Annotated in this window: 21 protein-coding genes and 1 pseudogene; 14 read left to right on the top strand and 8 right to left on the bottom strand. The window is 60.7% G+C overall.

Annotation, left to right across the window (positions count from 1 at the left end):
• Positions 1–165 precede the first annotated feature (165 nt).
• Entirely contained in the window at positions 166–1,095 is a 930-nt protein-coding gene (locus LVW35_RS23110) for an AraC family transcriptional regulator (RefSeq protein ID WP_233892188.1), read from the top strand.
• Here the strand turns inward: LVW35_RS23110 and LVW35_RS23115 are convergent.
• From LVW35_RS23115 to edd, 4 genes are all read right to left on the bottom strand, one after another.
• Complete coding sequence (locus LVW35_RS23115; RefSeq protein ID WP_233896540.1) at positions 1,092–2,519, bottom strand: ATP-binding protein; 1,428 nt, start codon at positions 2,517–2,519, stop codon at positions 1,092–1,094. The genes LVW35_RS23110 and LVW35_RS23115 overlap by 4 nt on opposite strands.
• A gap of 31 nt (positions 2,520–2,550) precedes the next feature.
• Positions 2,551–3,285: a response regulator gene (locus LVW35_RS23120; protein WP_016975493.1), complete on the bottom strand. Its 735-nt coding sequence runs from the start codon at positions 3,283–3,285 to the stop codon at positions 2,551–2,553.
• Positions 3,286–3,356: 71 nt separating this feature from the next.
• The gene (locus tag LVW35_RS23125) at positions 3,357–4,313 is read right to left on the bottom strand and encodes a glucokinase (RefSeq protein WP_233892189.1); all 957 of its coding nucleotides are present in this window, start codon (positions 4,311–4,313) and stop codon (positions 3,357–3,359) included.
• Positions 4,310–6,136, bottom strand: coding sequence for a phosphogluconate dehydratase (gene edd, locus LVW35_RS23130; protein ID WP_233892190.1), 1,827 nt, complete (start codon positions 6,134–6,136; stop codon positions 4,310–4,312). Before edd ends, LVW35_RS23125 begins: the two co-directional genes overlap by 4 nt.
• 221 nt (positions 6,137–6,357) lie before the next feature.
• On the opposite strand from edd, the gene gap reads away from it, so the two are divergent.
• The 8 genes and pseudogenes from gap (at position 6,358) to LVW35_RS29265 (ending at position 15,185) form a co-directional block, all read left to right on the top strand.
• Positions 6,358–7,359, top strand: coding sequence for a type I glyceraldehyde-3-phosphate dehydrogenase (gene gap, locus LVW35_RS23135; RefSeq protein WP_233892191.1), 1,002 nt, complete (start codon positions 6,358–6,360; stop codon positions 7,357–7,359).
• A gap of 89 nt (positions 7,360–7,448) precedes the next feature.
• The gene (locus LVW35_RS23140; protein WP_233892192.1) at positions 7,449–7,967 is read left to right on the top strand and encodes an RNA polymerase sigma factor; all 519 of its coding nucleotides are present in this window, start codon (positions 7,449–7,451) and stop codon (positions 7,965–7,967) included.
• Positions 7,968–8,041: 74 nt separating this feature from the next.
• Positions 8,042–9,010, top strand: coding sequence for a FecR family protein (locus LVW35_RS23145; protein WP_233892193.1), 969 nt, complete (start codon positions 8,042–8,044; stop codon positions 9,008–9,010).
• Between the two features lie 115 nt (positions 9,011–9,125).
• Positions 9,126–11,690 (top strand): TonB-dependent receptor, encoded by a 2,565-nt coding sequence (locus LVW35_RS23150; RefSeq protein ID WP_233892194.1) that lies wholly within the window; start codon positions 9,126–9,128, stop codon positions 11,688–11,690.
• Positions 11,691–11,824: 134 nt separating this feature from the next.
• Complete coding sequence (locus LVW35_RS23155) at positions 11,825–12,433, top strand: biliverdin-producing heme oxygenase (RefSeq protein WP_233892195.1); 609 nt, start codon at positions 11,825–11,827, stop codon at positions 12,431–12,433.
• Between the two features lie 72 nt (positions 12,434–12,505).
• Positions 12,506–12,907, top strand: coding sequence for a YbaN family protein (locus LVW35_RS23160; RefSeq protein WP_233892196.1), 402 nt, complete (start codon positions 12,506–12,508; stop codon positions 12,905–12,907).
• A gap of 280 nt (positions 12,908–13,187) precedes the next feature.
• Positions 13,188–14,327 (top strand): annotated as a pseudogene (locus LVW35_RS29260) (PDC sensor domain-containing protein); the annotation flags it as partial.
• A gap of 102 nt (positions 14,328–14,429) precedes the next feature.
• Positions 14,430–15,185, top strand: a complete 756-nt coding sequence (locus LVW35_RS29265; RefSeq protein ID WP_442799695.1) for a methyl-accepting chemotaxis protein — start codon at positions 14,430–14,432, stop codon at positions 15,183–15,185.
• Here LVW35_RS29265 and LVW35_RS23170 read toward each other — a convergent pair.
• Entirely contained in the window at positions 15,182–15,745 is a 564-nt protein-coding gene (locus tag LVW35_RS23170) for a nitroreductase family protein (protein ID WP_233892197.1), read from the bottom strand. The genes LVW35_RS29265 and LVW35_RS23170 overlap by 4 nt on opposite strands.
• 139 nt (positions 15,746–15,884) lie before the next feature.
• On the opposite strand from LVW35_RS23170, the gene LVW35_RS23175 reads away from it, so the two are divergent.
• From LVW35_RS23175 to LVW35_RS23195, 5 genes are all read left to right on the top strand, one after another.
• A complete protein-coding gene (locus LVW35_RS23175; protein ID WP_233892198.1) occupies positions 15,885–17,312 on the top strand; it encodes a di-heme oxidoreductase family protein in 1,428 nt (475 codons plus the stop codon).
• 31 nt (positions 17,313–17,343) lie between these two features.
• Entirely contained in the window at positions 17,344–18,408 is a 1,065-nt protein-coding gene (locus LVW35_RS23180; RefSeq protein WP_233892199.1) for an imelysin family protein, read from the top strand.
• A gap of 2 nt (positions 18,409–18,410) precedes the next feature.
• Complete coding sequence (locus LVW35_RS23185; protein ID WP_233892200.1) at positions 18,411–19,508, top strand: DUF1513 domain-containing protein; 1,098 nt, start codon at positions 18,411–18,413, stop codon at positions 19,506–19,508.
• A 115-nt stretch (positions 19,509–19,623) separates the two neighbouring features.
• The gene (locus tag LVW35_RS23190) at positions 19,624–20,754 is read left to right on the top strand and encodes an efflux RND transporter periplasmic adaptor subunit (RefSeq protein ID WP_233892201.1); all 1,131 of its coding nucleotides are present in this window, start codon (positions 19,624–19,626) and stop codon (positions 20,752–20,754) included.
• 3 nt (positions 20,755–20,757) lie between these two features.
• Entirely contained in the window at positions 20,758–23,784 is a 3,027-nt protein-coding gene (locus tag LVW35_RS23195) for a multidrug efflux RND transporter permease subunit (RefSeq protein ID WP_233892202.1), read from the top strand.
• Between the two features lie 61 nt (positions 23,785–23,845).
• Here the strand turns inward: LVW35_RS23195 and LVW35_RS23200 are convergent, their stop codons facing one another.
• From LVW35_RS23200 to LVW35_RS23210, 3 genes are read right to left on the bottom strand one after another with little or no spacing between them, the layout of a single operon-like run.
• Positions 23,846–24,073: a hypothetical protein gene (locus LVW35_RS23200; RefSeq protein WP_099585549.1), complete on the bottom strand. Its 228-nt coding sequence runs from the start codon at positions 24,071–24,073 to the stop codon at positions 23,846–23,848.
• A complete protein-coding gene (locus LVW35_RS23205; RefSeq protein ID WP_233892203.1) occupies positions 24,070–24,789 on the bottom strand; it encodes a lipopolysaccharide kinase InaA family protein in 720 nt (239 codons plus the stop codon). The genes LVW35_RS23200 and LVW35_RS23205 overlap by 4 nt, the downstream gene beginning before the upstream one ends.
• Before the next feature lie 4 nt (positions 24,790–24,793).
• A complete protein-coding gene (locus tag LVW35_RS23210) occupies positions 24,794–25,474 on the bottom strand; it encodes a class I SAM-dependent methyltransferase (RefSeq protein ID WP_233892204.1) in 681 nt (226 codons plus the stop codon).
• Positions 25,475–25,636: the final 162 nt, after the last annotated feature.

The following is a 25,636-nucleotide window of genomic DNA, read 5'->3' on the forward strand; positions in this document are numbered from 1 at the left end:
TTATTCCATGCACCAAAGCCTTATTTCAGGGAGAGGACAGGCCCTGCAATTGCCTGATTCACGATACGTCGCAGGATCAGGCAAGGATTGTGCAGGATCGACGTAACATTTTTGAAAAGCTGCCGCTAAGCTGAGCCCATCGAAGTAGCCAGTAGAGGACGCTCCATGTCGTCGCCCGAACACAAAGCCATCCCCCTTGATGCCGAGATGGAAAAACAGCGCGCCGAACTGGCCAGCATCGTGCACCGGCATACCTGGGAGGACGGCTCCTACGGTACCGCCATCACTACGTTGTTTTTGAACCGCCACAACACGCCACGTGACTTCATGCCCGTGTTGGTGGAGCCCGCCCTGTGCATTCTGGCCAGCGGTAGCAAGGAAGTGCGCCTGGCCGACGAGATCTTTGCCTACGACCCGCTCAATTACCTGGTGTTCTCGGTGGCGATGCCGGTGGCCGGGCGGATCATCGATGCCACCCCGCAAGACCCGAACCTGTCGGTACGCATCAATATCGACCCGGCGCAACTGACGGCCCTGATCGCAGAAGCGGGCCCAATGGGCGTGCCGTCACGTCCCACCTCCCGTGGCATGTATGTCGACCGCATCGACGGCCAACTGCTCGACGCCGTGCTGCGCCTGGCGCGTCTGCTGGACTCACCCAAAGACATTGGCATGCTCGCGCCGCTGATCAACCGCGAGATTCTCTACCGCCTGCTGCGCGGCCCGCAGGGTTATAGGCTGTATGAAATTGCCGTGGCCAACAGTCAGAGCCATCGGGTCAGCCAGGCGATCAAGTGGTTGAACGGCAACTACGAGCAACCGCTGCGTATCGATGACCTGGCCAGGGAAGTGAACCTCAGCGTCTCGACCCTGCACCACCGCTTCAAGGCGATCACCGCCATGAGCCCGCTGCAATACCAGAAGCAACTGCGCTTGCAGGAGGCGCGGCGGTTGATGATTGCCGAAGGGCTGGAAGCCTCGGCCGCCGGCTATCGGGTAGGGTATGAAAGCCCGTCGCAGTTCAGCCGGGAGTACAGCCGGCTGTTTGGTGCGCCGCCGTTGCGTGACTTGGCCCGGTTACGCCAGAGCATTTAGTCGAGGGTGCGCGGAAGCTGTAACGTCACCCGCAACCCACCTTCACGCAAATTCTGCAGACTCACTTCCCCACCATGGCTATGGGCAATGTTGCGCGCAATCCCCAATCCCAGGCCATAGCCCTGCTGTTGCCCGGCCAGGCGGAAGTGCGGTTCGAACACTTGCTCCAGGCGTTGCTCGGGCACGCCGGGGCCTTCGTCATCCACGTGCAGAATGAACTCCACACCATCGTCTTCGATTTGCAAATGCGCGTTCTGCCCGTACTTCAAAGCGTTATCGATCAGATTGCCAATGCAGCGCTTGAGCGCCAGCGGCTTGCCCGGATAGGTTGTCAACGCTCGACCATGCTGAGTCACCCGGCCATTACCGTTCGGCGCCAGGTACGGCTCCACCAGGCAGTCGAGCACGTGGTTCAAGTCCACGGGCTCGATGTTTTCGTGGATATCCGTGTCCTTCACGCATTGCAGCGCGCCCTTCACCAACAGCTCCAGCTCATCCAGGTCACGGCCGAATTTGGTTTGCAGGTTCTCGTCTTCCAGCAATTCCACACGCAGGCGCAGGCGGGTGATCGGCGTGCGCAAGTCGTGGGAAATCGCGCTGAACAGCTGGCTGCGCTCGGTCAGGTAACGGCTGATGCGTTCGCGCATGGCATTGAACGCACGGCCCACTTCCACCACTTCACTGCCACCGCCTTCGGCCACCGGCTCTACGTCGGCGCCCAGGGACATGTCCCGCGCAGCCCGCGCCAGGCGTTTGAGCGGCCGGCTCTGCCAATGCACCAGCAAGCCGATGAACAACAGCAGGAAACCGCTGGTCAGCACGATAAACCACACCTGCTGGGACGGCAGGCCCTGTTCTTCAAGGCTGGTGTAGGGCTCGGGCAACAGCGAGGCGATGTACAGCCATTCGCCGGGCGCAAGCTGGATCTGAGTGACCAGCACCGGCGGGTTCACCGGCTCCAGGGTCAGTGCATAGTGGGCCCAGGAACGCGGCAGCTCATCGAGTTTCAGGCCGGCGTTAAAGATACGCAGGTCTTCGGCGCTGACGAACTCCACCGACATGTGCACATCGGCGCCAAGCGTCTGCTTCAACACCGCATCGACCGCCTCAAGCACCGCTTGTTTACGCGGAGTCTGCGGCAGGATGGCCATGTCCAACGGGCGATCATTGAGCGTTACCACGAAGCGGGTGCCACCCATGCTGCGCAATTGATCGAGGACCAACGGACGATAGGCCACCGGCAACGAACGGAAATAACTCACGCTGGCGGTCATCGAATGCGCCAGGCTGCGGGCGCTGGTGACCAGGCCTTCGAGCTGAGTGGCGCGCAATTGCGACACCCAGATCACGCTGGACAGCGCCTGGGCGAACAATACGGCCAGCAGCGTCAGCATCAACATGCGCCCTAGCAACGAGCGTGGCACCGGAAAGCGGCGACGGTGCTCGGTCAAATGTTCAGTGGGCATTGCCGGCAACCACGCTGGCTGCCAGTTGATATCCGCTGCCACGCACCGTGCGGATCAGCCTCGGGGGTTTTTCGGTATCGCGCAGGCGCTGGCGCAGGCGGCTGACGGCCATGTCGACAATACGGTCCAACGGCATCAGGTCGCGGCCACGGGTGGCATTGCCGATGGTGTCGCGGTCGAGGATCTGTTGCGGATGGTCGAGAAACAATTTGAGCAAGGCGAAATCGGCGCCGGACAGGATCACTTCTTCGCCATCCACATGGAACAAGCGATGACTGATCATATCCAGGCGCCATTCATCAAACACCAACACTTCGCCGCCACTGCTGCGTTCCTGGCCAAACTGGCAGCGACGTAACAGGGCTTTGATCCGCGCCTGCAACTCGCGGGGGCTGAAGGGCTTGCCGATGTAGTCGTCGGCGCCCAGTTCCAGGCCGATCACGCGGTCGGCCTCGTCGGAGCTGGCGGTGAGCATGATAATCGGCACCTGCGCCTGGCGCGGGTGCTGGCGGATCCAGCGGCAAAGGCTGAAACCGTCTTCGTCCGGTAACATCACATCCAGGATGACCAGGTCGCACGGCGCCTCGTTCATCGCCTGGCGGAACCCCGCGCCATCCGGTACGCCACGCACCTGGAAACCGGCGCGACTGAGGTAGGTCTGCAGCAATTCGCGGATTTCCTGGTCATCGTCGACGAGGAGAATCGATTTACTGATTACGCTCACGGGGTCCTCCTTGTTGTTATGGCCAAGCTTAAGTCATTTGCTGCCCTTGCTCGCGAAGAGGCCATAACTAACTATGCAAAGGCCTGCTCTAGCGCGACGCCAGCCCCGGTCAAACCGGAATAAGGGGCCGTCACCAACCACACCGGAATGCCCTTGAAGTAGTCGCTCATGCAGCCTTTGTCCGCAAAACTCTTGGCAAAGCCACTGTGGATAAAGAAATCGGCAAACCTCGGTATCACCCCGCCCACGATATACACGCCACCGCGTCCACCGGTGGTCAGTACATTGTTGCCGGCGACGCGGCCTAACCAGATGCTGAACTGGTCCAATACTTCCATCGCCACCGGGTCGCCGGCCAGGCCTGCGGCGGTGATGGCCTCGGGGGTTTCCAGCACCGGCGTATGGCCGTCGACCGCGCAAATGGCACGGTACAGACGCGGCAACCCGCCACCGCTCAAGGCGGTTTCGGCACTGACATGGCCGATCTCGTTGTAGATATGCTGCCACAGCTGGGTTTCACGCGGGCTGCTCAGGGGCAGGTCAACATGCCCGCCCTCCCCCGGCAACGCCGCAAAACGACCAGCCCCGAGCTCCAGCAAGGTGCCGACACCCAGGCCAGTGCCCGGGCCAATTACCACCGCCGGGCGCAATGGTTCTGGCGTGCCTTCGCAAACCACACGGAACTCATCCGGCTTGAGGCGCGTCATGCCCAGTGCCATGGCCGAGAAGTCATTGACCAGCAGCAGCTCATCGACCTGCAACGTCTTGCAAAACGCAGTTTTGCTCAGGCGCCAGTGATTGTTGGTGAATTTAAATTCATCGCCGCTCACCGGCCCGGCCACCGACAGGCACACCGCACCGATGTCGCCGATTTCCAGGCCTTCCTCTTTCAGGTAAACCTTGATCGCGTCTTCAGGGCTGGAATGATCCGCCGTGGCGTGCACGCGGATCGAATGCAGTTCCTGATCGCGCCACAACGCGAAACGGGCGTTGGTGCCCCCGATATCACCGACCAGCGCAAGCTTCACTTAAGCGTCTCCAAGGCAGAGGTAAAGGCGCTGGCGCCCTGCTCTGCGGAGCTTGCGGCCAAGCGCATAAATGCAAACAGCTCGCGACCGGCCCCCACGTTATTGCCCAACAGGCCCGTGGCAGGCGCGCGCGCTGCAAATTCTCCGGCGTCCACCTTAAGCTCCAAGGTGCCCTTCACGCCATCCACGCGAATGATATCGCCATCGCGCACCCGCGCCAGTGGCCCACCGCTCTGGGCTTCGGGGTTGACATGAATCGCAGCGGGAATCTTACCCGACGCGCCGGACATACGCCCGTCTGTTACCAGTGCAACCTTGAAACCACGGTCCTGCAAGACACCGAGGAACGGCGTCATCTTGTGCAATTCGGGCATGCCATTGGAGCGCGGGCCCTGGAAGCGCATGACGGCAACGAAGTCTTTCTCCAGCAGACCGGCCTTGAACGCGTCGGCCAGGTCTTGCTGGTCCTGGAACACCACCGCCGGTGCTTCAACAATCTGATGCTCAGGGGCTACGGCAGACACTTTCATCACGCCACGACCAAGGTTGCCTTCCATCACGCGCAATCCGCCTTCCGGCGAGAACGCGCGGGCCACGGGGCGCAGGATGCTTTCGTCGAGGCTTTCGATAGGGCCGTCACGCCAGATAAGCTCGCCGTCCACCAGGAACGGTTCCTGGGTGTAGCGGCTCAGGCCCTTGCCAGCCACGGTGTTGACGTCTTCGTGCAGCAGGCCGGCTTCGAGCAATTCGCGAATAAGGAACGACATGCCGCCCGCTGCCTGGAAGTGGTTGATGTCGGCCTTGCCGTTTGGATACACGTGGGACAGGGTCGGCACCACCTCGGAGAGGTCAGCCATGTCGTCCCAGGTGAGGATGATGCCCGCCGACATGGCGATGGCCGGCATGTGCAGGGTGTGGTTGGTGGACCCGCCCGTAGCGTTGAGGGCAATGATCGAGTTGACGATGGACTTCTCATCGACGATCTCGCCGATCGGCATGAAGCTGCCGTTGGCCTTGGTCAAACGCGTGACCTGGTGCGCGGCTTCGCGGGTCAGCGCATCGCGCAGCGGCGTGTACGGGTTGACGAACGAGGCGCCCGGCAAGTGCAGGCCCATCACTTCCATCAGCAACTGGTTGGTGTTGGCGGTGCCGTAGAAGGTGCAGGTGCCGGGACTGTGGTAGGACTTCATCTCCGATTCCAGCAGCTCTTCGCGAGTGGCCTTGCCTTCAGCGTAACGCTGGCGCACATCGGCTTTCTGCTTGTTGGAGATGCCCGACGGCATCGGGCCGCCCGGTACGAAGATCATCGGCAGGTGGCCGTAGCGCAGCGCACCCATCATCAGGCCAGGGACGATCTTGTCGCAGATGCCCAGCATCAGCGCGGCGTCGAACATGTTGTGGGACAGCGCTACCGCCGTAGACATGGCAATGACTTCACGGCTGAGCAGGCTCAGCTCCATACCAGGCTCGCCCTGGGTCACGCCGTCGCACATCGCAGGGGTGCCGCCGGCGAACTGGCCGACCGAGCCGACTTCGCGCAGAGCCTTCTTGATCTGTTCGGGGAAATGTTCGTACGGCTGGTGTGCCGAGAGCATGTCGTTATATGACGAAACAATTGCCACGTTGGCGGCATTCATCATGCGCAGACTATTTTTATCTTCAGTGCCGCAACCGGCCACGCCGTGGGCGAAGTTGGCGCATTGCAGCTTGCCGCGCATCGGACCGTCGATGGCTGCACCGCGAATGAGCGCAAGGTAGGCCTCGCGGGTGGCGCGGCTGCGGGCGATAAGCCGTTCGGTGACCTCAAGAACGCGGGGATGCATGTGTAGAACTCCAGGCTAACGGATGTGGCGACCTGAGTGTCTATGCTGATCAAACGCCCGCAGCGCATGGGATGGCAGGGAGTCGTTTGGATCATCGGACCAGTTGATTCAGGTCACTCGTTGTAGATTGAACAAAATATTGCCACTAAAAAGGCTTGTTTTCTATTTTTATGCGAATAATCTTGTAATTCTTACAACAAATCGACGACAGGCACTTTCCAATGACTCTTCGTATCGCAATCAATGGTTTTGGCCGTATCGGCCGTAATGTCCTGCGCGCACTGTATACCCAAGGCTACCGCCAGGATTTGCAGATCGTCGCCATCAATGATCTGGGCGACAGTTCGATCAATGCTCATCTGCTCAAATACGACACCGTGCATGGCACTTTCGACGCAGAGGTCGCCCACGATCAGGAAAGTCTGACCGTCAATGGCGACCGGATTGCAGTCAGTGCCATTCGCAACCCGGCTGACCTGCCGTGGGCTGCGCTCACGATTGACGTGGTGTTCGAATGCACCGGTCTGTTCACCGACCGCGACAAGGCTGCCGCCCATATTACCGCCGGCGCACGCAAGGTGATCATCTCTGCACCCGCCAAGGGTGCGGACGCGACCGTGGTCTACGGTGTGAACCATGACATTCTGCGTCAATCCCACCAGATCATCTCCAACGCGTCGTGCACCACCAACTGCCTGGCCCCTGTGGCGCAAGTGCTGCACCGCGAGCTGGGCATCGAAAGCGGCCTGATGACCACCATTCACGCCTACACCAACGACCAGAACCTGACCGACGTCTACCACACCGACCCGTACCGCGCGCGTTCGGCCACCCAGAACATGATCCCGAGCAAGACCGGCGCCGCCGAAGCCGTCGGCCTGGTACTGCCGGAACTGGCGGGCAAATTGACCGGCATGGCGGTGCGTGTACCGGTAATCAACGTGTCGCTGGTGGACCTCACCGTGCAGTTGAAGAAAGAAGCGACTGCCGAACAGGTCAACGCGCTGCTCAAGGATGCCAGCCAGCATTCGAAGATTTTGGGCTACAACACCCTGCCGCTGGTTTCCAGCGATTTCAATCACAACCCGTTGTCGTCGATCTTCGATGCCAATCACACCAAGGTCAGCGGTAAATTGCTGAAAGTGCTGGCTTGGTACGACAATGAATGGGGCTTCTCCAACCGTATGCTGGATAACTGCCTGGCGCTGTGTAACGCCGAGTAATCCTCAGGTAAAGGCTCACAGAAATAGCCACTTGCCAATTGAGTTGATGATAAGCATTATCATTAACTGCAAATCGGTCTGGTATCACTGTGAGCCAATCTCGCTTCAACCATGTCTTTCTCACCCAACGGGTGATTCTGCTTCGCACCTTGCAGCGGATGGTGAATAACCACAGCACCGCCGAGGACCTGTTGCAGGAAACCTACCTGCGCGTTACCCGGGCCCTCAGTGAACGGCCGATCGACCACCTCGAACCCTTCGTTTATCAAACCGCGCGCAACCTGGCGCTGGATCACCTGCGTGCGCGCAGGATCCAGGCCCGTACGTTGCAGGAAGATGTTCCGCTGGACGTCCTGCAAAGCGTCGCCGCCCCCATCAGCACCCCCGAAGATGCCACCCAGGCCGAGCAAATGCTTGAGGCCCTGAGTGTCAGCCTGGGCCAGTTGAGCGCCCGCCAACAGCGGATTTTCATCCTCAGCCGCCTGCACGGCTGCAGCTATCAGGAAATCGCCGATCAGTTGGAAGTGTCCTTGAGCACCGTGCAAAAGGAACTCAAATTGATCATGGCCATCTGTGTAGGTGTGGCCGACCGGCTGGATCGGCCTTAAGCTTCATCCCACAGAAACGTCGACCCAAACGGTAGGAAAGTTGAATAGAACGTGGCGAAGACCCGAGGGACACCGTGACGGACCCGAATAAACTGCGCCCCCATGAGCTGGCTCATGAGGTGCTGCAAGACACGGCTATGGACCAAGCCCTCGACTGGCTGATCGCCTTGCAACGCCCGCAACCAGGGCAGCAGGCCGAGTTCGAAGCCTGGTTGGCCGACGATCCCGCCCACGTCCACGCCTTCGCCAAGGCCCAGGCCGCCTGGGGTGGTGCGCCGGTACACAGCGCCGCCGTCGCACTGGCCGCGCCACGTAAACCCAGCGCCTGGCGCCGGATCAAACCCCATTGTAAACCGCTGGCCACCGCCGCCGTGCTGCTGATCGGCCTGTTCAGCTTCAGCAACCTGCCGATGCGCCTGCAAGCCGACCACCTCACCGTGGTGGGCGAACGCCAGCGCCTGCAATTGGACGATGGCTCCAAGGTACTGCTCAACACCAACTCGGCGTTTTCCAGCAACATCAAGGATCACCAGCGTATCGCCCGCCTGTATCAGGGCGAGGCATTTTTCGAAATCGTGCCCAACCACGGCCTGCCCCTGGAGATCGACGCCGGTCCCGTGCGCGCCAGCGTGCGCGACACGGCGTTTGCCGTGCGTTACCTCAATGGCGAAGCCCAGGTACAGGTGCAACGTGGCGATGTCGACCTGAGCAACACCTTCAACGATGCCCGCGTGCGTCTGCGCGCCGGCGAGAGTATCCGCATCGGGCCCAAGGGCTTCGGCCAGCCGGCCAAGCTGGACGCCAACAAGGACCTGGCCTGGGTACAAGGCCGGCTGATCTTCGAAAACTGCCCGATGAGCGAAGTGCTCGCCGAGCTGCGTCGCTATTACCCCGGCTGGATCGTCAACACCAACGACCAACTCGCCAGCGTCGCCGTCACCGGCAATTACCGCCTCGACCAGCCTCTGGACGTGGTGCGCTCACTGGCCCACATCACCTCGGCGAAGCTGTCGGAATACCCGGCGCTGGTGATCCTGAACTAAATGAGAATTATTTTTACTCGATAGCTGAGGGTGGTACGTCTCGTCTTAGCCAATGCAACTGATTCCTATTTGTTTCAGTTCGCAACTATAAGACTCGTACTCCGGAGCGCTCTCGATGTCCTCTCGTTTCAACCGCCGGTCCTCTTCGCCCGTTTTGTCCTTGCTGACTGCAGCCATCTTGCTGGCCGTTGCGCCTGTCATGGCGGCCACTGCCGCCGAACCCGCTCCCCGCAGCCACGGCAACTACAATTTCAGCATCGAGCAGCAATCGCTGGTCTCGGCACTCAACGCGTTTACCGCTGTGACCGGCTGGCAAGTCGGCATGCCCGCGGAGCTGGGCCAGGGTGTGTCGTCTCCTGGCGTACGCGGCCCGTTGTCGCCGGAAAAAGCCCTGGACCGGCTGTTGGTGGGGACCAACCTGAGCTACCGCAAACTGGGCAATAACACTATCGTCCTGGAAAAACGCTCAGCGGGCAGCACCCTCAACCTGCAACAGGTGACCATCAGCGCCACCCGTAACGAGCAGGATGTAAACAGCGTGCCGAGCACCGTCAGCGTGCATGATCGCGAGGAGCTGGACCGCCAGAACGTGAATACCATCCGTGAACTGGTGCGTTACGAACCCAACGTCTCGGTAGGCGGTGCCGGTGGCCGCTCGAGCAATTCGGGCTACAACATTCGCGGCATCGACGGCGATCGCATCCTCACCCAGGTCGATGGCGTGGAAGTGCCGGACAACTTCTTCAACGGCCCTTACGCCAAGACCCGCCGCAACTACGTCGACCCGGAAATCGTCAAGCGCGTGGAGATCCTGCGCGGCCCGGCCTCGGCCCTGTACGGCAGCAGCGCGATCGGCGGTGCGGTGAGTTACTTCACCCTCGACCCGGACGACATCATCAAGCCTGGCCAGGACGTCGGCGCCCGCCTGAAAACCGGCTACAGCTCCGCCGACGAAAGCTGGCTGACCTCCAGCACCGTCGCCGGTCGCGTGCAGGACTTCGACGGCTTGCTGCACCTGAGCCAGCGCAACGGCCACGAGATGGAATCCTACGATGGCAACAACGCCACGGGCCTGGCGCGTACCGGTGCCAACCCCGAGGATGCACGCACGACCAACGTGCTGGCCAAACTGGGTTGGAATTATGGCGATGACAACCGACTGGGCCTGACTTACGAGAAATTCAAGGACGATCGCGACGTCAACCTCAAGAGTGCCGTGGGCGGACCGTTCACCGGCGGGCGCGGCTTCAACTTCTACCGTGCGCGGTCGGGCAACGACACCATTACCCGCGAGCGTTTTGGCATCGAAAACCGCTTCGCCCTCGACTCGCCGATTGCCGATCAGATCAAGACCCGCCTTAACTACCAGATCGCCAAGACTGACCAGACCACCGCCGAGATCTATCAGCCCTCACGCCGTGTGTTGCGCACCCGCGAAACCCTTTATGAAGAAAAGCAGTGGGTATTCGACGCACAGTTGAACAAGGCCTTCAGCCTGGGTGAAACCGATCACCAACTGACCTACGGCACCACCCTCAAACAACAGAAAGTCACCGGCTCCCGTGAAGGCGCAGCCAGCTGCCTGGCTGTTGGCGGCGGTTGCACGGCCATCGGCGCGCCCAGCCCGATTGCAAGCGACAGCGTGAGAAAAGCCAGCGACTTCCCGGACCCGACCATCAACACCTACTCGCTGTTCGCTCAGGACCAGATCACCTGGGACAAATGGACCTTCCTGCCTGCCGTGCGCTACGACTACACCCGACTAAAACCCAAGTTGACTGAAGAGTTCCTCAACACCGTCGACCCAACGCGGATCTACGCTCACAGTGACAAGGAAAAAACCTGGCACCGTGTCACGCCGAAATTCGGCCTGACCTATGCGCTGACCGATCATTACACCTGGTTCGGCCAATACGCCGAAGGCTTCCGCACGCCGTCGGCCAAAGCCTTGTACGGCCGCTTTGAAAACCTGCAACAGGGCTACACCGTCGAGCCCAACCCGAACCTCAAGCCGGAAAGCAGCAAGGGCGTGGAAACCGGGATTCGCGGCAACTTCGATTCCGGCTCGTTTGATATCGCCGTGTTCTACAACAAATACCGCAACTTCATCGACGAAGACGCCTCCGTCGCCGGCGGTACATCACAGCAATTCGAAGCCAACAACATCAAGCACGCCACCATCAAGGGGATCGAAGCCAAAGGTCGCCTGAACCTCGATGCGTTCGGCGCACCGCAAGGCCTGTATACCCAGGGTTCGGTTGGCTACACCTATGGCCGCAACGACGATAACGGCGAGGCGCTCAACAGCGTCAACCCGCTCAAGGGCGTATTCGGCCTGGGCTACGATCAGGGCAACTACGGCGGCCTGCTGAGCTGGACCCTGGTGAAAAAGCAGAACCGCGTCGACAGCACCACCTTCCACGCGCCTGACGGCAGCACCACTGGCCCATTCAAAACCCCAGGCTTCGGCGTCCTCGACCTGACCGGTTTCTACAAAGTCACCAAGGACGTGACCATCAATGGCGGCCTCTACAACCTCACCGACAAGAAGTACTGGAACTGGGACGACGTACGCAGCTACGACGGTGTCGGCGAAGCGGGCGTGACCTCCCCGGCCAACCTCGACCGCCTGACCCAGCCGGGCCGCAACTTTGCGATCAACCTGGTCTGGGACATTTAATCCGCCCCACTCGCCTCACCGAAATTTCATCGATGAGGTGAGGATTTTTTACTGTGCCGCGTCTTCTTGTTCGTCTAGTTGATAACAGCTCTCTTTAGGGCACCCAGGCGCCCCCCCTTCTCAAGGACTTTTTCATGACCGCTTCTCCTACCGCAGAACGCCCAAGCCTACGCTCCCAGCGCCTGAACCAGATCACTAACGAGCCACACACCAAGCTCGACGCCCTGGTCAAAGCCCACGCCCCGTTTGAAACCCAAGCCAACTTCGCCCGTTTCGTGGTGGCGCAGTACCTGTTCCAGTCGGAACTGGTCGACCTGTACAACGATGCCGAACTGATCAAGATCGTGCCGGACCTGGCCGAACGCTGCCGCGCCGAAGCCGCCAAGCTGGACCTGGGCGACCTGGACACCGACGTGCCCGCTCCGGTCGCCGGTGCCGTGAAAAACCCAAGCAAGGCCGAAGCCCTGGGCTGGTTGTTCGTGTCCGAAGGCTCCAAGCTGGGCGCCGCATTTCTGATCAAGCGCGCCGTTGGCCTGGGCCTGAGCGAAACCTTCGGTGCCCGTCACCTGGGTGAGCCGGCCGGTGGACGTGCCGAAGGCTGGAAAAGCTTCACCCGTACGCTCGACGCCATGGAATTCAGTGCCGAAGAAGAAGCCGCCGTGGAAAAAGGCGCGATCGACGCATTTGTACGCTTCACCGTCTTGCTGGAACAGGCGTACGCTAGCGCCCCTGAACTGGCCTGATCCCTCGCTTGGAATGCGATACCACATTTAAACCACATTCCAAGCTGTTTTTTATCTACTCTGCATGCTCCCATGACCGGCAAAATCCAATCCACCTCGAAAATCGCCCGGATCCTCTTCGGCCTGCTGGCCTACGTCAGCCTGGGCATCGGGCTGGTGGCGATTGTCGTGCCGGGTTTGCCCACCACCGAATTCATCCTGCTCGCCGCCTGGGCCGCCACCAAAAGCTCACCGCGCCTCAGCGCCTGGCTGGAAAACCACCGGCTGTTCGGACCGATCCTGTTCAATTGGCGCAACGGCAAGATCATCGCCCGCCGGGCCAAAGTCAGTGCCACCGTGAGCATGCTGCTGTGCGCCCTCCTGATGCTGGTGATGCTCGATCACGGCTGGCCGATCTACCTGGCAATTGCCGGGATGAGCCTGGGCAACCTGTGGATCTGGTCACGTCCGGAACGGCTTGCAGCCCCTGTATAACGCTGCGCGCGTGGGTTCTCCGACCGCTCATCGCCTCTATCTCATGAATTGATATGTGGCGCCGATGTTTCAGACATAGCGCTGAATGGACTTGGCCTGCACTGCGTGCTTTCCAACAAGTCCATTCATGAGTGAACCTATGTTCGACACCCTCTCCATTCGCTTGAAAATAGTGCTGCTGTCAGGCCTTTGCCTGTTGGGGGTGATCGCGCTGATCATCAGCATCAACCTCTACGAAACCGACCAGAACGACCGCCTGATCAGCGATTCAAGCTCGCGAATGCTCACCAATAGCGTGCAGAGCCTGCTGCAATCCAAAGCCGCCGAACAGGCCGTGCAATTGCAGAAAACCTTTGGCGAAAACCTGCTGGTGGTGACGGCCCTCGCCGACCAGGTCAAGGACCTGCGCGCCCTGGCGGCCAAGCGCTCGCTGGAACCCGGCGCCTTGCGGGAAGAACTCAACCAGAGCCTCAAGACCACGTTCGAGCGCAACAGCAAAGTGCTGGGTATCTGGTTGTCATTCGAACCCAATGGACTGGATGGCAAGGACAGCGAATTCATTGACGACAAAGCCCGCGTGTCCAACGAAAAAGGCCGCTTCTCCAGTTACTGGAGCCGCGCCGGTGGTGAAGGCCTGAACACCATCATGGTCGAAGATGACTTGACCAAGACCACCCTCAACCTCAGCGGTACGCCCTACAACATTTGGTATACCTGCCCTCGGGATACCCGCAGCACCTGCCTGCTTGACCCCTACGAAGACACCGTGGCGGGCAAACCCGTGCTGATGACCACTATCTCCCTACCGTTGATCGTGGACGGCAACGTAATCGGCGTGGTGGGGGTCGATATCGCTCTGAACAGTCTGCAAGCGCTCACCGACGCAGCTCAAAAGGAATTGTTCCAAGGCGCCGCGCATTTGGAAATCATCTCCAGCAGCGGGGTGATTGCCGCCTACAGCGGCGAGCCGGCCAGGGTCGGAAAAAACCTGATCGACACCCTTGGCGCCGAAGGCAAGGAAATCGTGCAATTGCTGGCCAGTGACAGTCGCGTCAACCGCGAACAGGGCGATACCATTCGTGCGGTCTACTCGGTCAAGCCCATTACCGACGCGAAAGCTTGGGGCGTGGTGATCAAGCTGCCTAGACACGTAATGCTTGCCGATGCCAACAAACTCCAGGGCGTACTCGATGAAGCCCAGGCCAGCGGCACCCTCAAGGCTTTGCTGGTGGGCGCCGCTGCCGGCCTGCTGGGTTTATTGCTGATCTGGCTGACCGCCACCGGCGTGACCCGTCCGATCAACAGCGTGGCCGCCATGCTCAAGGACATCGCCAGCGGCGACGGCGACCTCACTCAACGCCTGGCCTACACCAAAAAAGATGAACTCGGAGAACTGGTGAACTGGTTCAATCGCTTCCTCGACAAGCTGCAACCGACCATCGCGCAGATCAAGCACAGCATCACCGAAGCCCGTGGCACCGCCGATCAGTCATCGGCCATTGCACGCCAGACCAGCGAAGGCATGCAGGTGCAGTTCCGCGAAATCGACCAGGTGGCTACCGCGTCCAATGAGATGAGCGCCACTGCCCATGACGTCGCCAACAGTGCCTCCAATGCGGCCAGCGCGGCACGGGGTGCTGACCAGTCAGCGCGCGAAGGCATGTCGATCATTGAGCAGAGCACCCGCGACATCACCTCCTTGGCCGAAGAAGTCAGCAAGGCCGTAGGCGAAGTCGAAGCCTTGGCAGTCAACAGCGAGCAGATTGGTTCGGTGCTGGAAGTGATCCGCAGCATCGCCGAGCAGACCAACCTGCTGGCGCTGAACGCTGCCATTGAGGCGGCACGCGCCGGGGAAAGTGGCCGTGGCTTTGCGGTAGTGGCCGACGAAGTACGCAACCTGGCCAAGCGCACCCAGGACTCCGTGGAGGAAATCCGCCTGGTGATCGAACGCATCCAGAGCGGCACCCGTGGCGTGGTGGCGACCATGCATTCGAGCCAGAGCCAGGCCCAGAGCAATGCCGGGCAGATCCATCAGGCGGTGCAGGCGTTGGGCAAGATCAGCGATGCCGTCACCGTGATCAGCGACATGAACCTGCAGATCGCCAGCGCCGCCGAACAACAGAGCGCCGTGGCCGAAGAGGTCAACCGCAACGTCTCGGCGATCCGCACTGTGACCGAAACGCTCACCGGCCAGGCCACCGAGTCGGCGGCCATCAGCAGCCAACTCAACGCGTTGGCCAGCCAGCAGATGAAACTGATGGATCAGTTCAGGGTTTAAACGCCGGTCCAGGCACTGACAAACGCCGCCACATCTTCCTTGGGCGCTGTGCGCGGCGGGTTCTGCGGTGTCCCCAGGTAGAGGAAGCCAATCACTTCCTCGTCTGCCGTCAGCCCCAGGCCTTTGGCGACATGGGCCGAGTAGGACAATTCACCGGTGCGCCACACGGCGCCAATCCCCTGGGCATACGCCGCCAGGAGGATGCCGTGGGCCGCACAGGCCGCAGCCAGCAGTTGCTCGGATTTCGGCACCTTGAAGTGCTCCTGCAAACAGGCAATCACCACCACGACCAACGGCGCGCGCAATGGGCCGTTCTGGGCTTTGTCGATGGCGGCTTGCGGCGCATCGGCGTCTTGCAGGCGCGCAGCCTCGGCCAGCAGCGTACCCATCTGTTCGCGGGCGGCGCCTTCAACGGTGAGGAAGCGCCAAGGGCGCAACTGAGCGTGGTCGGGCGCCCGCATGGCGGCGGCGAACAGCACGTCGCGCTGCTCCTGGGTCGGTGCCGGCTCGAGCAAACGCGGCACGGAAACACGGTTGAGCAAAGCGTCGAGAGCCTGCATTGGCCACCTCCTGAGAAAAATGTGCGGCCATTCTAGCGGGATTGAATCGGGTTCGACCAAACGATAATTGCTCTTATTCATTGCGCCCTGCCCTGTTAGACTTTGCGACCTTATTTTTCGCCTTCGTCCGGGAAACTCGATGTTCCGTTCGCTTTTTCGCCTGTCCGCAGCCGTGCTGGCCTTGAGCCTGACCGCCTGCGATGACGCGCCCAGGTTTACCAAGGCCGAGCCGGGTGAGTCACGGGCCGGCGGTGCTGCGACCGTGAACAAGCGCGATCAGAACGCATTTTCACTGCCCTCGGCCAACCTGTCGCCCACCCGTCGCCTGGATTTCAGCGTGGGCAACAGCTTTTTTCGCAGCCCCTGGGTGATCGCGCCGTCCACCACCACCGCGCGTGATGGCCTGGGCCCGCTGTTCAACACCAATGCCTGCCAGAACTGCCATATCAAGGACGGTCGCGGGCATCCGCCGTTACCCGACGCGGCCAATGCGGTGTCGATGCTGGTGCGCCTGTCGATTCCGGATGCAGCACCTTATGCCAAGCTCATCGAACAGCTTGGCGTGGTGCCCGAACCGGTCTACGGCGGGCAATTGCAGGACATGGCCGTGCCGGGCGTGCTGCCTGAAGGCAAAGTGCGGGTCGATTACACGCCGGTCAACGTGGCCTTCAAAGACGGCACGGTGATTGAACTACGCAAGCCGGACCTGCAAATCACCCAACTCGGCTACGGCCCGATGCATTCGGACACACGCTTCTCCGCGCGCGTCGCCCCGCCAATGATCGGCCTGGGCCTGCTCGAAGCCATCAGCGACGCCGATATCCTGCGCAACACCGACCCCAAGACCGCTGACAAAGAAGCCATCGTCGGCCGCGCCAACTGGGTCTGGGACGACGCCCAGCAAAAAACCGTGCTGGGGCGTTTCGGCTGGAAAGCCGGGCAGCCCAACCTCAATCAACAAAATGTTCACGCGTTTTCTGGTGATATGGGCCTCACCACCTCCCTGAGACCCTTCGATGACTGCACCGATGCGCAAGTCGCCTGCAAACAGGCCCCCAACGGCAATGGCCCCGATGGCGAGCCAGAAGTCAGCGACAATATCTTGCGTCTGGTGCTGTTCTACACCCGCAACCTGGCTGTGCCGGTGCGCCGCGACGTGAATAAACCGCAGGTCCTGGCCGGTAAAAATCTGTTCTACCAAGCCGGCTGCCAAGGCTGTCACAAGCCCGTGTTCACCACGGCGGCCAATGCCGCCGAACCAGAGCTGGCCAACCAGGTGATCCGCCCCTATAGCGACCTGCTGTTGCACGACATGGGCGAAGGCCTTGCCGACAACCGCAGCGAATTCAAGGCCGGTGGCCGTGACTGGCGCACGCCGCCGTTGTGGGGCATCGGCCTGACACAAACCGTAAGTGGCCACACCCAGTTCTTGCATGACGGCCGCGCTCGCAACCTGCTGGAAGCCGTGCTGTGGCACGGCGGTGAAGCACAAGCGGCGCAGCAACACGTGTTGTCCTTTAATGCCGAACAGCGCGCCGCGTTGCTGGCGTTCCTGAATTCTTTATAAGCTTCGCCCCAATTACAGAAGGGAGCTCGACATGTTCCGTCCCAAGTTGTTGTTCACCAGCCTGGCCGCGCTTGCCCTCGGCGCCTGCTCGCCGCAAGACCCGCAAGCGGTGACCTCGGCGGCCATCGCCAAGCAAGTGATCCTGCCGACCTACAGCCGTTGGGTCGAAGCCGACCGCCAACTGGCCGTCAGCGCCCTGGCCTATTGCCAAGGCAAGGAGAGCCTGGACACGGCCCGTGCAGACTTCCTGCACGCGCAAAAGGCCTGGGCCGAGCTGCAACCGCTGTTGATCGGCCCGTTGGCCGAGGGCAACCGTTCGTGGCAGGTCCAGTTCTGGCCGGACAAGAAGAACCTGGTCGGGCGTCAGGTCGAACAACTGGTCGCCAGCCAGCCGCAGATCGACGGCGCCGCCCTGGCCAAATCCAGCGTGGTGGTACAAGGCCTGTCCGCCTACGAATACATCCTCTACGACGCCAGGACCGACCTCGCCGACGACGCCCAAAAAGCCCGTTACTGCCCGCTGCTGGTGGCCATCGGCGACCGTCAGAAGGCCCTGGCCGAAGAGATCCTGGCCAGTTGGAACAGCACCGACGGCATGCTGGCGCAGATGAGCACGTTTCCGAATCAGCGCTATGCCGATTCCCACGAAGCCATTGCCGATCTGCTGCGCGTCCAGGTGACCGCACTGGACACCCTGAAAAAGAAACTTGGCACGCCGATGGGTCGCCAGACCAAGGGCATCCCGCAGCCCTTCCAGGCTGATGCGTGGCGCAGCCAGTCCTCCCTGCAAAGCCTGGAAGCCAGCCTCGCGGCGGCCCAGACCGTATGGGTCGGCGTCGACAACAAAGGCTTGCGTGGCCTGCTGCCGTCCGAGCAGAAGCCGTTGGCCGACAAGATTGACGCCGCCTATGCCGCGTCGCTGAAACTGTTCGCCAGCAACCAGCGCACCCTCAATGAACTGCTGGCCGACGACGCCGGACGCCAGCAGCTCAACGATATCTACGACAGCCTCAACGTCGTCCACCGCCTGCACGAAGGCGAACTGGCCAAGGCGCTGGGCATCCAACTGGGCTTTAACGCCAACGACGGTGACTGATGATGCTCAGGCGACAAGCTTTGGCCGTAGGCAGCGTGCTGCTCAGTGCGCTCACATTGGGTGGCTGGACGCTGTTCAAAGGTAAAGACAAGGGCCCGCTGCTGCTCTCGGCGCGGGATGACGCAGACGGCAAGCACTACGCCGTGGGCTATCGCCTGGACGGCAAGCAGGTGTTTGCCACCCAGGTCGGCCAGCGTTGCCACGACATCATCAACCACCCGACGCTGCCGATTGCGCTGTTTGTCGCCCGTCGTCCGGGCACCGAGAGTTACCTGATCGACCTGCGGGATGGCACGCTGCTGCAAACCATCACCTCCAAGGCCAATCGCCACTTCTATGGCCACGCGGTCATCCACCAGAGCGGCGACTGGCTGTACGCCACCGAGAACGACACGACCGACCCCGGTCGTGGCCTGCTCGGCGTATACAGGTTCGAAGGCGAGCGGCTGGTGCATACCGGCGAGATCTCCACCCACGGTATCGGCCCGCATCAGGTGTCGTGGATGCCCGATGGCGAAACCCTGGTGGTGGCCAACGGCGGCATTCGCACCGAAGCCGAAAGCCGCGTGGAAATGAACCTCAACGCCATGGAACCGAGCCTGGTGCTGATGCACCGCGACGGTACGCTGATCAGCAAGGAAACCCTCGGCCAGCAGATGAACAGCGTGCGCCATATGGGAATCGCCAGCGATGGCACCATCCTCACCGGGCAGCAGTTCATGGGGCCGTCCCAGGAGCGTTCCGAGTTGTTGGCGATCAAGCGGCCGGGCCAGCCATTCGTGGCATTTCCCGTGGCCGATGAGCAGTTGCAGGCCATGGGACACTACACCGCCAGTGTCGCCGTGCACAGTGAATTGCGCCTGGTGGCATTGACCGCTCCACGGGGCAACCGCTTCTTTATCTGGGACATGGACAGTGGCGAGTTGCATCTGGATGGGCCGTTACCCGACTGTGCCGGTGTCGGTGCGGTAGAGGACGGGTTTGTCGTGACCTCGGGCCAAGGCCGTTGCCGGTTCTACGATTGCCGCCAGAAACAGCTGGTAGCAAAACCGTTGGAATTGCCGGCAGGGCTCTGGGATAACCATCTGCATCTGATCTGACGCCCCTCTGAACAGGGCCAGTCCTGGCCCTGTAACCGGTGATAAACACCGCCTGGAATACCCACTACACTTCTACAAAAAAAACGTCTGCCAAAGTTTTCCAAGGAAGCGGAATATGCTGCGCCGTCGCATGCTGATCATGTTGGGTGTCGTCCTGCTAATCGTCCTGCTGCTGGGGGGCTATAAAGCCTTTTCCATCTATCAGCAGATTCAGGTTTTCTCCAAGCCCAAGCCGGCCGTGAGTGTGGCGGTCGCGACGGCGGCTGAACACCCCTGGCAACTGCGCTTACCCTCGGTGGGCACGCTCAAGGCGCTGCAAGGGGTGAACTTGAGCCTGGAAATTGCCGGTACGGTCAAGAACGTGCAGTTCGAGTCCGGGCAGAAGGTCAAGGCCGGGCAACCGCTGGTGCAACTCGACAGCGCGGTCGAAAGCGCGCTGCTGGAAACCGCCCAGGCTGATCTCGGCCTGGCGCAACTGGACTACGGTCGCGGCAGCCAACTGGTGGGCAGCCAGGCCATCTCCAAAGGCGAATTCGATCGCCTCTCTGCGCAACTGCAGAAGAACAAGGCCACGGTCAATCAGCTCAAGGCGTCGTTGGCGAAGAAACACATCGTTGCGCCGTTCAGCGGCACTATCGGCATTCGTCAGGTAGACGTGGGTGACTACCTCGCCAGTGGCACAGTAATCGCTACCCTGCAGGACATCAGCAGTCTCTACGTCGATTTCTATATCCCTGAGCACTCTGTGCCCAAGGTCGCCCTGGGGCAAGCCGTGCAGGTGGAAGTCTCGGCTTATCCCGGCGAACAGTTCCCCGGCAGCATCAGCGCGATCAACCCCAAGGTCGAAAACACCACGCGCAATGTGCTGGTGCGCGCCACCCTGGCCAACCCGGAGGGCAAGCTGCTGCCCGGCATGTTCACCAGCCTGGATGTGCTACTGTCCAACCCCGCCCCGCAGATCGTGGTGCCTGAAGGCGCGATCACCTACACCCTCTACGGCAACTCGGTGTACGCCGTGGCCGAGAAAAAGACCGAGGCCGGCGAGGTGGAAAAGGACGCCGATGGCAAGCCACTGCTGATTGCCGAACGACGCTTCGTCGAGACCGGTGAGCGACGCGGCGGCCTGGTGCTGGTGAGCAAGGGCCTCAAGGCCGGTGAACAAGTGGTCAGCGCCGGCCAGCTGAAGCTGGATAACGGCACCCCCATTGCCATCAGTCCGGACAAAAACCTGCCGGCAGGGCACTAGGCCATGAAGTTCACCGACGTCTTTATCCGCCGGCCAGTGCTGGCCATAGTGGTGAGCCTGCTGATCGTGCTGCTGGGTTTCCAGGCCTACAGCAAGTTGCCGCTGCGCCAATACCCGAGCATGGAAAATGCCCTGATCACGGTGACCACCGCCTACCCCGGTGCCAACGCGGAGACCATCCAGGGCTACATCACCCAGCCGTTGCAGCAAAGCCTGGCCAGTGCCGAAGGCATCGACTACATGACCTCGGTGAGCCGTCAGAACTTCTCGGTGATCTCGATCTACGCGCGTATCGGCGCCAACAGCGACCGCCTGTTTACCGAGCTGCTGGCCAAGGCCAACGAGGTGAAAAACAAGCTGCCGCAAGACGCCGAAGACCCGGTGCTGAGCAAAGAGGCGGCTGACGCCTCGGCGCTGATGTACATCAGCTTCTCCAGCGGGCAACTGAGCAATCCGCAGATTACCGATTATCTGTCGCGGGTCATCCAACCCAAGCTCGCTACCCTGCCCGGCATGGCCGAAGCGGAGATCCTCGGCAACCAGGTGTTCGCCATGCGCATCTGGCTCGACCCGGTGAAGCTGGCCGGTTTCGGCCTCAGCGCCAGCGACATCACCGACGCCGTGCGCCGCTACAACTTCCTCTCCGCTGCCGGCGAGGTGAAGGGCGAGTTCGTGGTCACCAGTATCAACGCCAACACCGACCTCAAGTCCGCCGACGCCTTTGGCGCCATCACCATTAAAACCGACGGCGACAGCCGCGTGCTGCTACGGGATGTGGCGCGGGTGGAAATGGGCGCGGAAAACTACAACGCCATCAGCTCGTTTGGCGGCACGCCGTCGGTGTACATCGGCATCAAGGCCACACCCAGCGCCAACCCGCTGGACGTGATCAAGGAAGTGCGCAAGATCATGCCGGAGCTGGAGTCCCAGTTGCCGCCCGACCTCAAGGCAGAAATTGCCTACGACGCGACACTGTTTATCCAGGCGTCCATCAACGAGGTGGTCAAGACCCTTTTTGAAGCCGTGTTGATCGTCATCGTGGTGGTATTCCTGTTCCTTGGCGCCCTGCGCTCGGTGGTGATCCCGGTGATCACTATCCCGCTGTCGATGATCGGCGTGCTGTTTTTCATGCAGTTGATGGGTTACTCGATCAACCTGCTGACCTTGCTGGCGATGGTGTTGGCCATCGGCCTGGTGGTGGACGATGCCATCGTGGTGGTGGAAAACATCCACCGGCATATCGAGGAAGGCAAGACACCGCTGGATGCAGCGCTGGAAGGTGCACGGGAAATCGCTTTGCCGGTGGTATCGATGACCGTCACCCTGGCGGCGGTGTATGCGCCGATTGGTTTTCTCGAAGGGCTCACCGGCGCCTTGTTCAAGGAATTCGCCCTGACTCTGGCCGGGGCGGTGATCATTTCCGGCATTGTCGCCCTGACCCTTTCGCCGATGATGTGCGCGCTGCTGTTACGCCACGATCAGAACCCTTCCGGCCTGGCCCATCGTCTTGACCGGATCTTCGACAGCCTCAAGCGTCGTTACCAGAGCATGCTGCACGGCACCCTGAACACGCGACCGGTGGTGATCGTGTTTGCGTTGATCGTGCTGTGCCTGATCCCGGTGTTCCTCAAGTTCACTCAGTCGCAACTGGCGCCCGACGAAGACCAGGGCATCATCTTCATGATGGCCAGCGCGCCGCAGCCGACCAACCTGGAATACCTCAACACCTACACCGACGAGTTCATCAACATCTTCAAGGAGTTCCCGGAGTACTACTCGTCGTTCCAGATCAACGGCTTCAATGGCGTGCAAGCGGGCATCGGCGGATTCCTGCTCAAGCCGTGGAACGAGCGCGACCGTACCCAGATGCAGATCCTGCCTGAAGTGCAAAGCCGCCTGGAGCAGATTCCCGGCCTGCAGGTGTTCGGCTTCAACCTGCCCTCTCTGCCGGGCACGGGCGAAGGGTTGCCATTCGGCTTTGTGATCAATACGGCCAACGATTACGAGTCGTTGCTGGAAGTGGCCAACCGCGTGAAAAAGCGTGCGATGGAGTCGGGCAAGTTTGCCTTTGTCGATATCGACCTGGCATTCGACAAACCTGAAGTGGTGGTAGACATCGACCGCGCCAAGGCGGCGCAGATGGGCGTGTCGATGCAGGACCTTGGCGGCACCCTGGCGACGCTGTTGGCTGAGGCGGAAATCAACCGGTTCACCCTGGATGGTCGTAGCTACAAAGTGATCGCCCAGGTCGAGCGCGCTTATCGCGACAACCCCGACTGGCTGAACAACTATTACGTGAAAAATGCCCAGGGCGAACTGCTGCCGCTGTCGACCCTGATCACCCTGACCGACCGCGCCCGCCCTCGGCAGTTGAATCAGTTCCAGCAGCTCAACTCGGCGTTGATCTCGGGGTTTCCCATTGTCAGCATGGGCGAGGCCATCGACACCGTGCGCCAGATCGCCATTGAAGAAACCCCGCCCGGCTATGCATTCGACTACAGCGGCGCATCCCGGCAATTTATCCAGGAAGGCGCGGCGCTGTGGGTAACGTTCGGGCTGGCGCTGGCCATCATTTTTCTGGTGCTGGGGGCGCAGTTCGAGAGTTTCCGTGATCCCTTGGTGATCCTGGTGACGGTGCCGTTGTCGATCTGCGGGGCGCTGATTCCGCTGTTCCTAGGCTGGTCGAGCATGAATATTTACACCCAGGTCGGATTGGTGACGCTGATCGGCCTGATCAGCAAACACGGAATCCTGATCGTCGAGTTCGCCAACCAGCTGCGCAAGGACACAGGCCTGACACCGCGGCAGGCAGTGGAAGAAGCCGCAGCGATTCGCCTGAGACCCGTATTGATGACCACCGCAGCGATGGTGTTCGGCATGGTGCCGTTGATTTTCGCGACGGGCGCAGGCGCGGTAAGCCGGTTTGATATCGGGATGGTGATTGCGACGGGGATGTCGATCGGCACACTGTTTACGCTGTTTGTGTTGCCTTGCATTTATACCTTGCTGGCCAAACCGGATAAGGCCTGAACACCCAGGCAAAAAAAAGGGCCTCGCATCGCGAAGCCCTTTCCCGGGGGTTTGAATCGTTTCAACTCTGCGGCCTCATGCCTTGAGACATCCCAAACATGAACAGCAACAACTCATGATCAGGTTTGGCCGCCGTGCTCGCCTTGGCGACGCGCGGCAGCAGGCATTGCGCGCCACCCTGCGTCGCACTGAGCACCTGCGTGCGAGGCTGTTCCCAGGCCGCCAGCGCCAAGGCTGCAACGCCCAACGCCCCGACCAGGAACACACCTCGTGCTATTTCTAGCTTCATCTGCTTAAACCCTTGATAGCGCTGCCAAACGCCGTCTCGTAAAAGTAGCTGAGTTTCTTCCAGTCAGTATCGTTCCACGACGAATGGCGGCGCAATTGCAGCATGTCATGGGAAGCGGCCCGATAAGCGGTCAGGCGCTGGCGGCATTTCTCGAAATCCAGCAGCGCCACTTCGACGTTGGCCGCGTCACCTTCGCCCGTCACCCGTACAAAAATATGCTTGATGTACAGGCAGCCATGCTGCCAGCGCCCCCGGTGCATACGTGCCAGAGTGCCAGCCAATTCCTTGAGCACACGCTCATGCACCAACTCGCCGTATTGCTCACGACCACCGGCGGCGTACCACTTTTCAATTTCGTCAAAACCTTCAAGAGCCGCGGTCACCAGCAATGCCTGCCAGCGGTGCTCGGGGTCGCGGCGCGCTTGGCAAAAAACCATCTCCGGCACACGTACATCCAACAGGCGCAGGCCCTTGATGGCATCACGCTCACGCAATACCGTGGGGCGGCCAAACGGATGCAACCAACTGCGGTAGATATGCCCGGTCTGGCGCTTGCTGTAGAGCAAGTGGCCGTTGGCGCTGATCACGCGCTGAACGCCACTCTCACCACCGCGTCGACGGTTAGGCTCTTCAACCCACTCGCCCTGCTGGCGCCAGAAATAGTCGAATCTCTCTTCGGGAGCTACGTGACTGCCTGCTACGCACTCAACTGCCATCCTGTTACCTCTTGCGTAATACATACACTCGCCACATGGCGTAGAGCGGTATGAAGTCCAGGGACTCCTGGACACGGAAACCGGCCTCCTCGAACTCTGCTTCAACAGTAGCAGCCGGTAACACAAATCTGTTCTGGTAACCTTCCTGCTCACCTTTCTTGCGACGTTGCCCTTCGAGGCGCTTGCGTTTCCAGGCTTTAAAGTTGCCATCGACCCACAATGAAACGATCACGCTGTCACGGGTAACACGCTGAAACTCCCGCAATATCACCAGTCGGTGCGCTGGATCACCAATGTGGTGCAGCAAGCGCATACAAAAAATGCTGTCGACCGAGTTATCCGGAAGATCGATATCAAACGCAGATGTTTGCAAGGGCCGTACCCGTTTCACCACATCGGCGGGTTGGGCGACCGTTGCCACCTTCAACATCGACGCCGAATTGTCGGCACCGATGATGACGCGGTTGGGTTTTTCGGCCAGCAGCGGCCAGAAACGCCCGGCGCCGCACGGCAAGTCCAGCACCAGACCGGGCTCGCCCGCCATTGCCAGCGCGCCACGGGCCAATTGCTCGTCGCGTTTGTGGGACAACCGGCGAGCCAGATTGTCCTGATGCTTGAGCAAATATTCGTAGGCGTGCTCGTCGTCGTACTTATCGGAAAATTCGAGTTTGATCGGGGTAGACATCTCACTGACCTCCAGTTGCTGATGCCTACAACCTTAAGCAGCAATCTGTAATCAACAGGTCAACCCGTTGTGAAAAACTTGTCCTGTCCAATCTCATACATTTCAAGACTTTACAGACACAAGCAATAGCCTGGGGCCATCTTCGCCGAATTACGGTGATCT

The organism is Pseudomonas sp. HN11 (genome assembly GCF_021390155.1).
In the GTDB taxonomy this organism is placed as follows: Bacteria; Pseudomonadota; Gammaproteobacteria; order Pseudomonadales; family Pseudomonadaceae; genus Aquipseudomonas.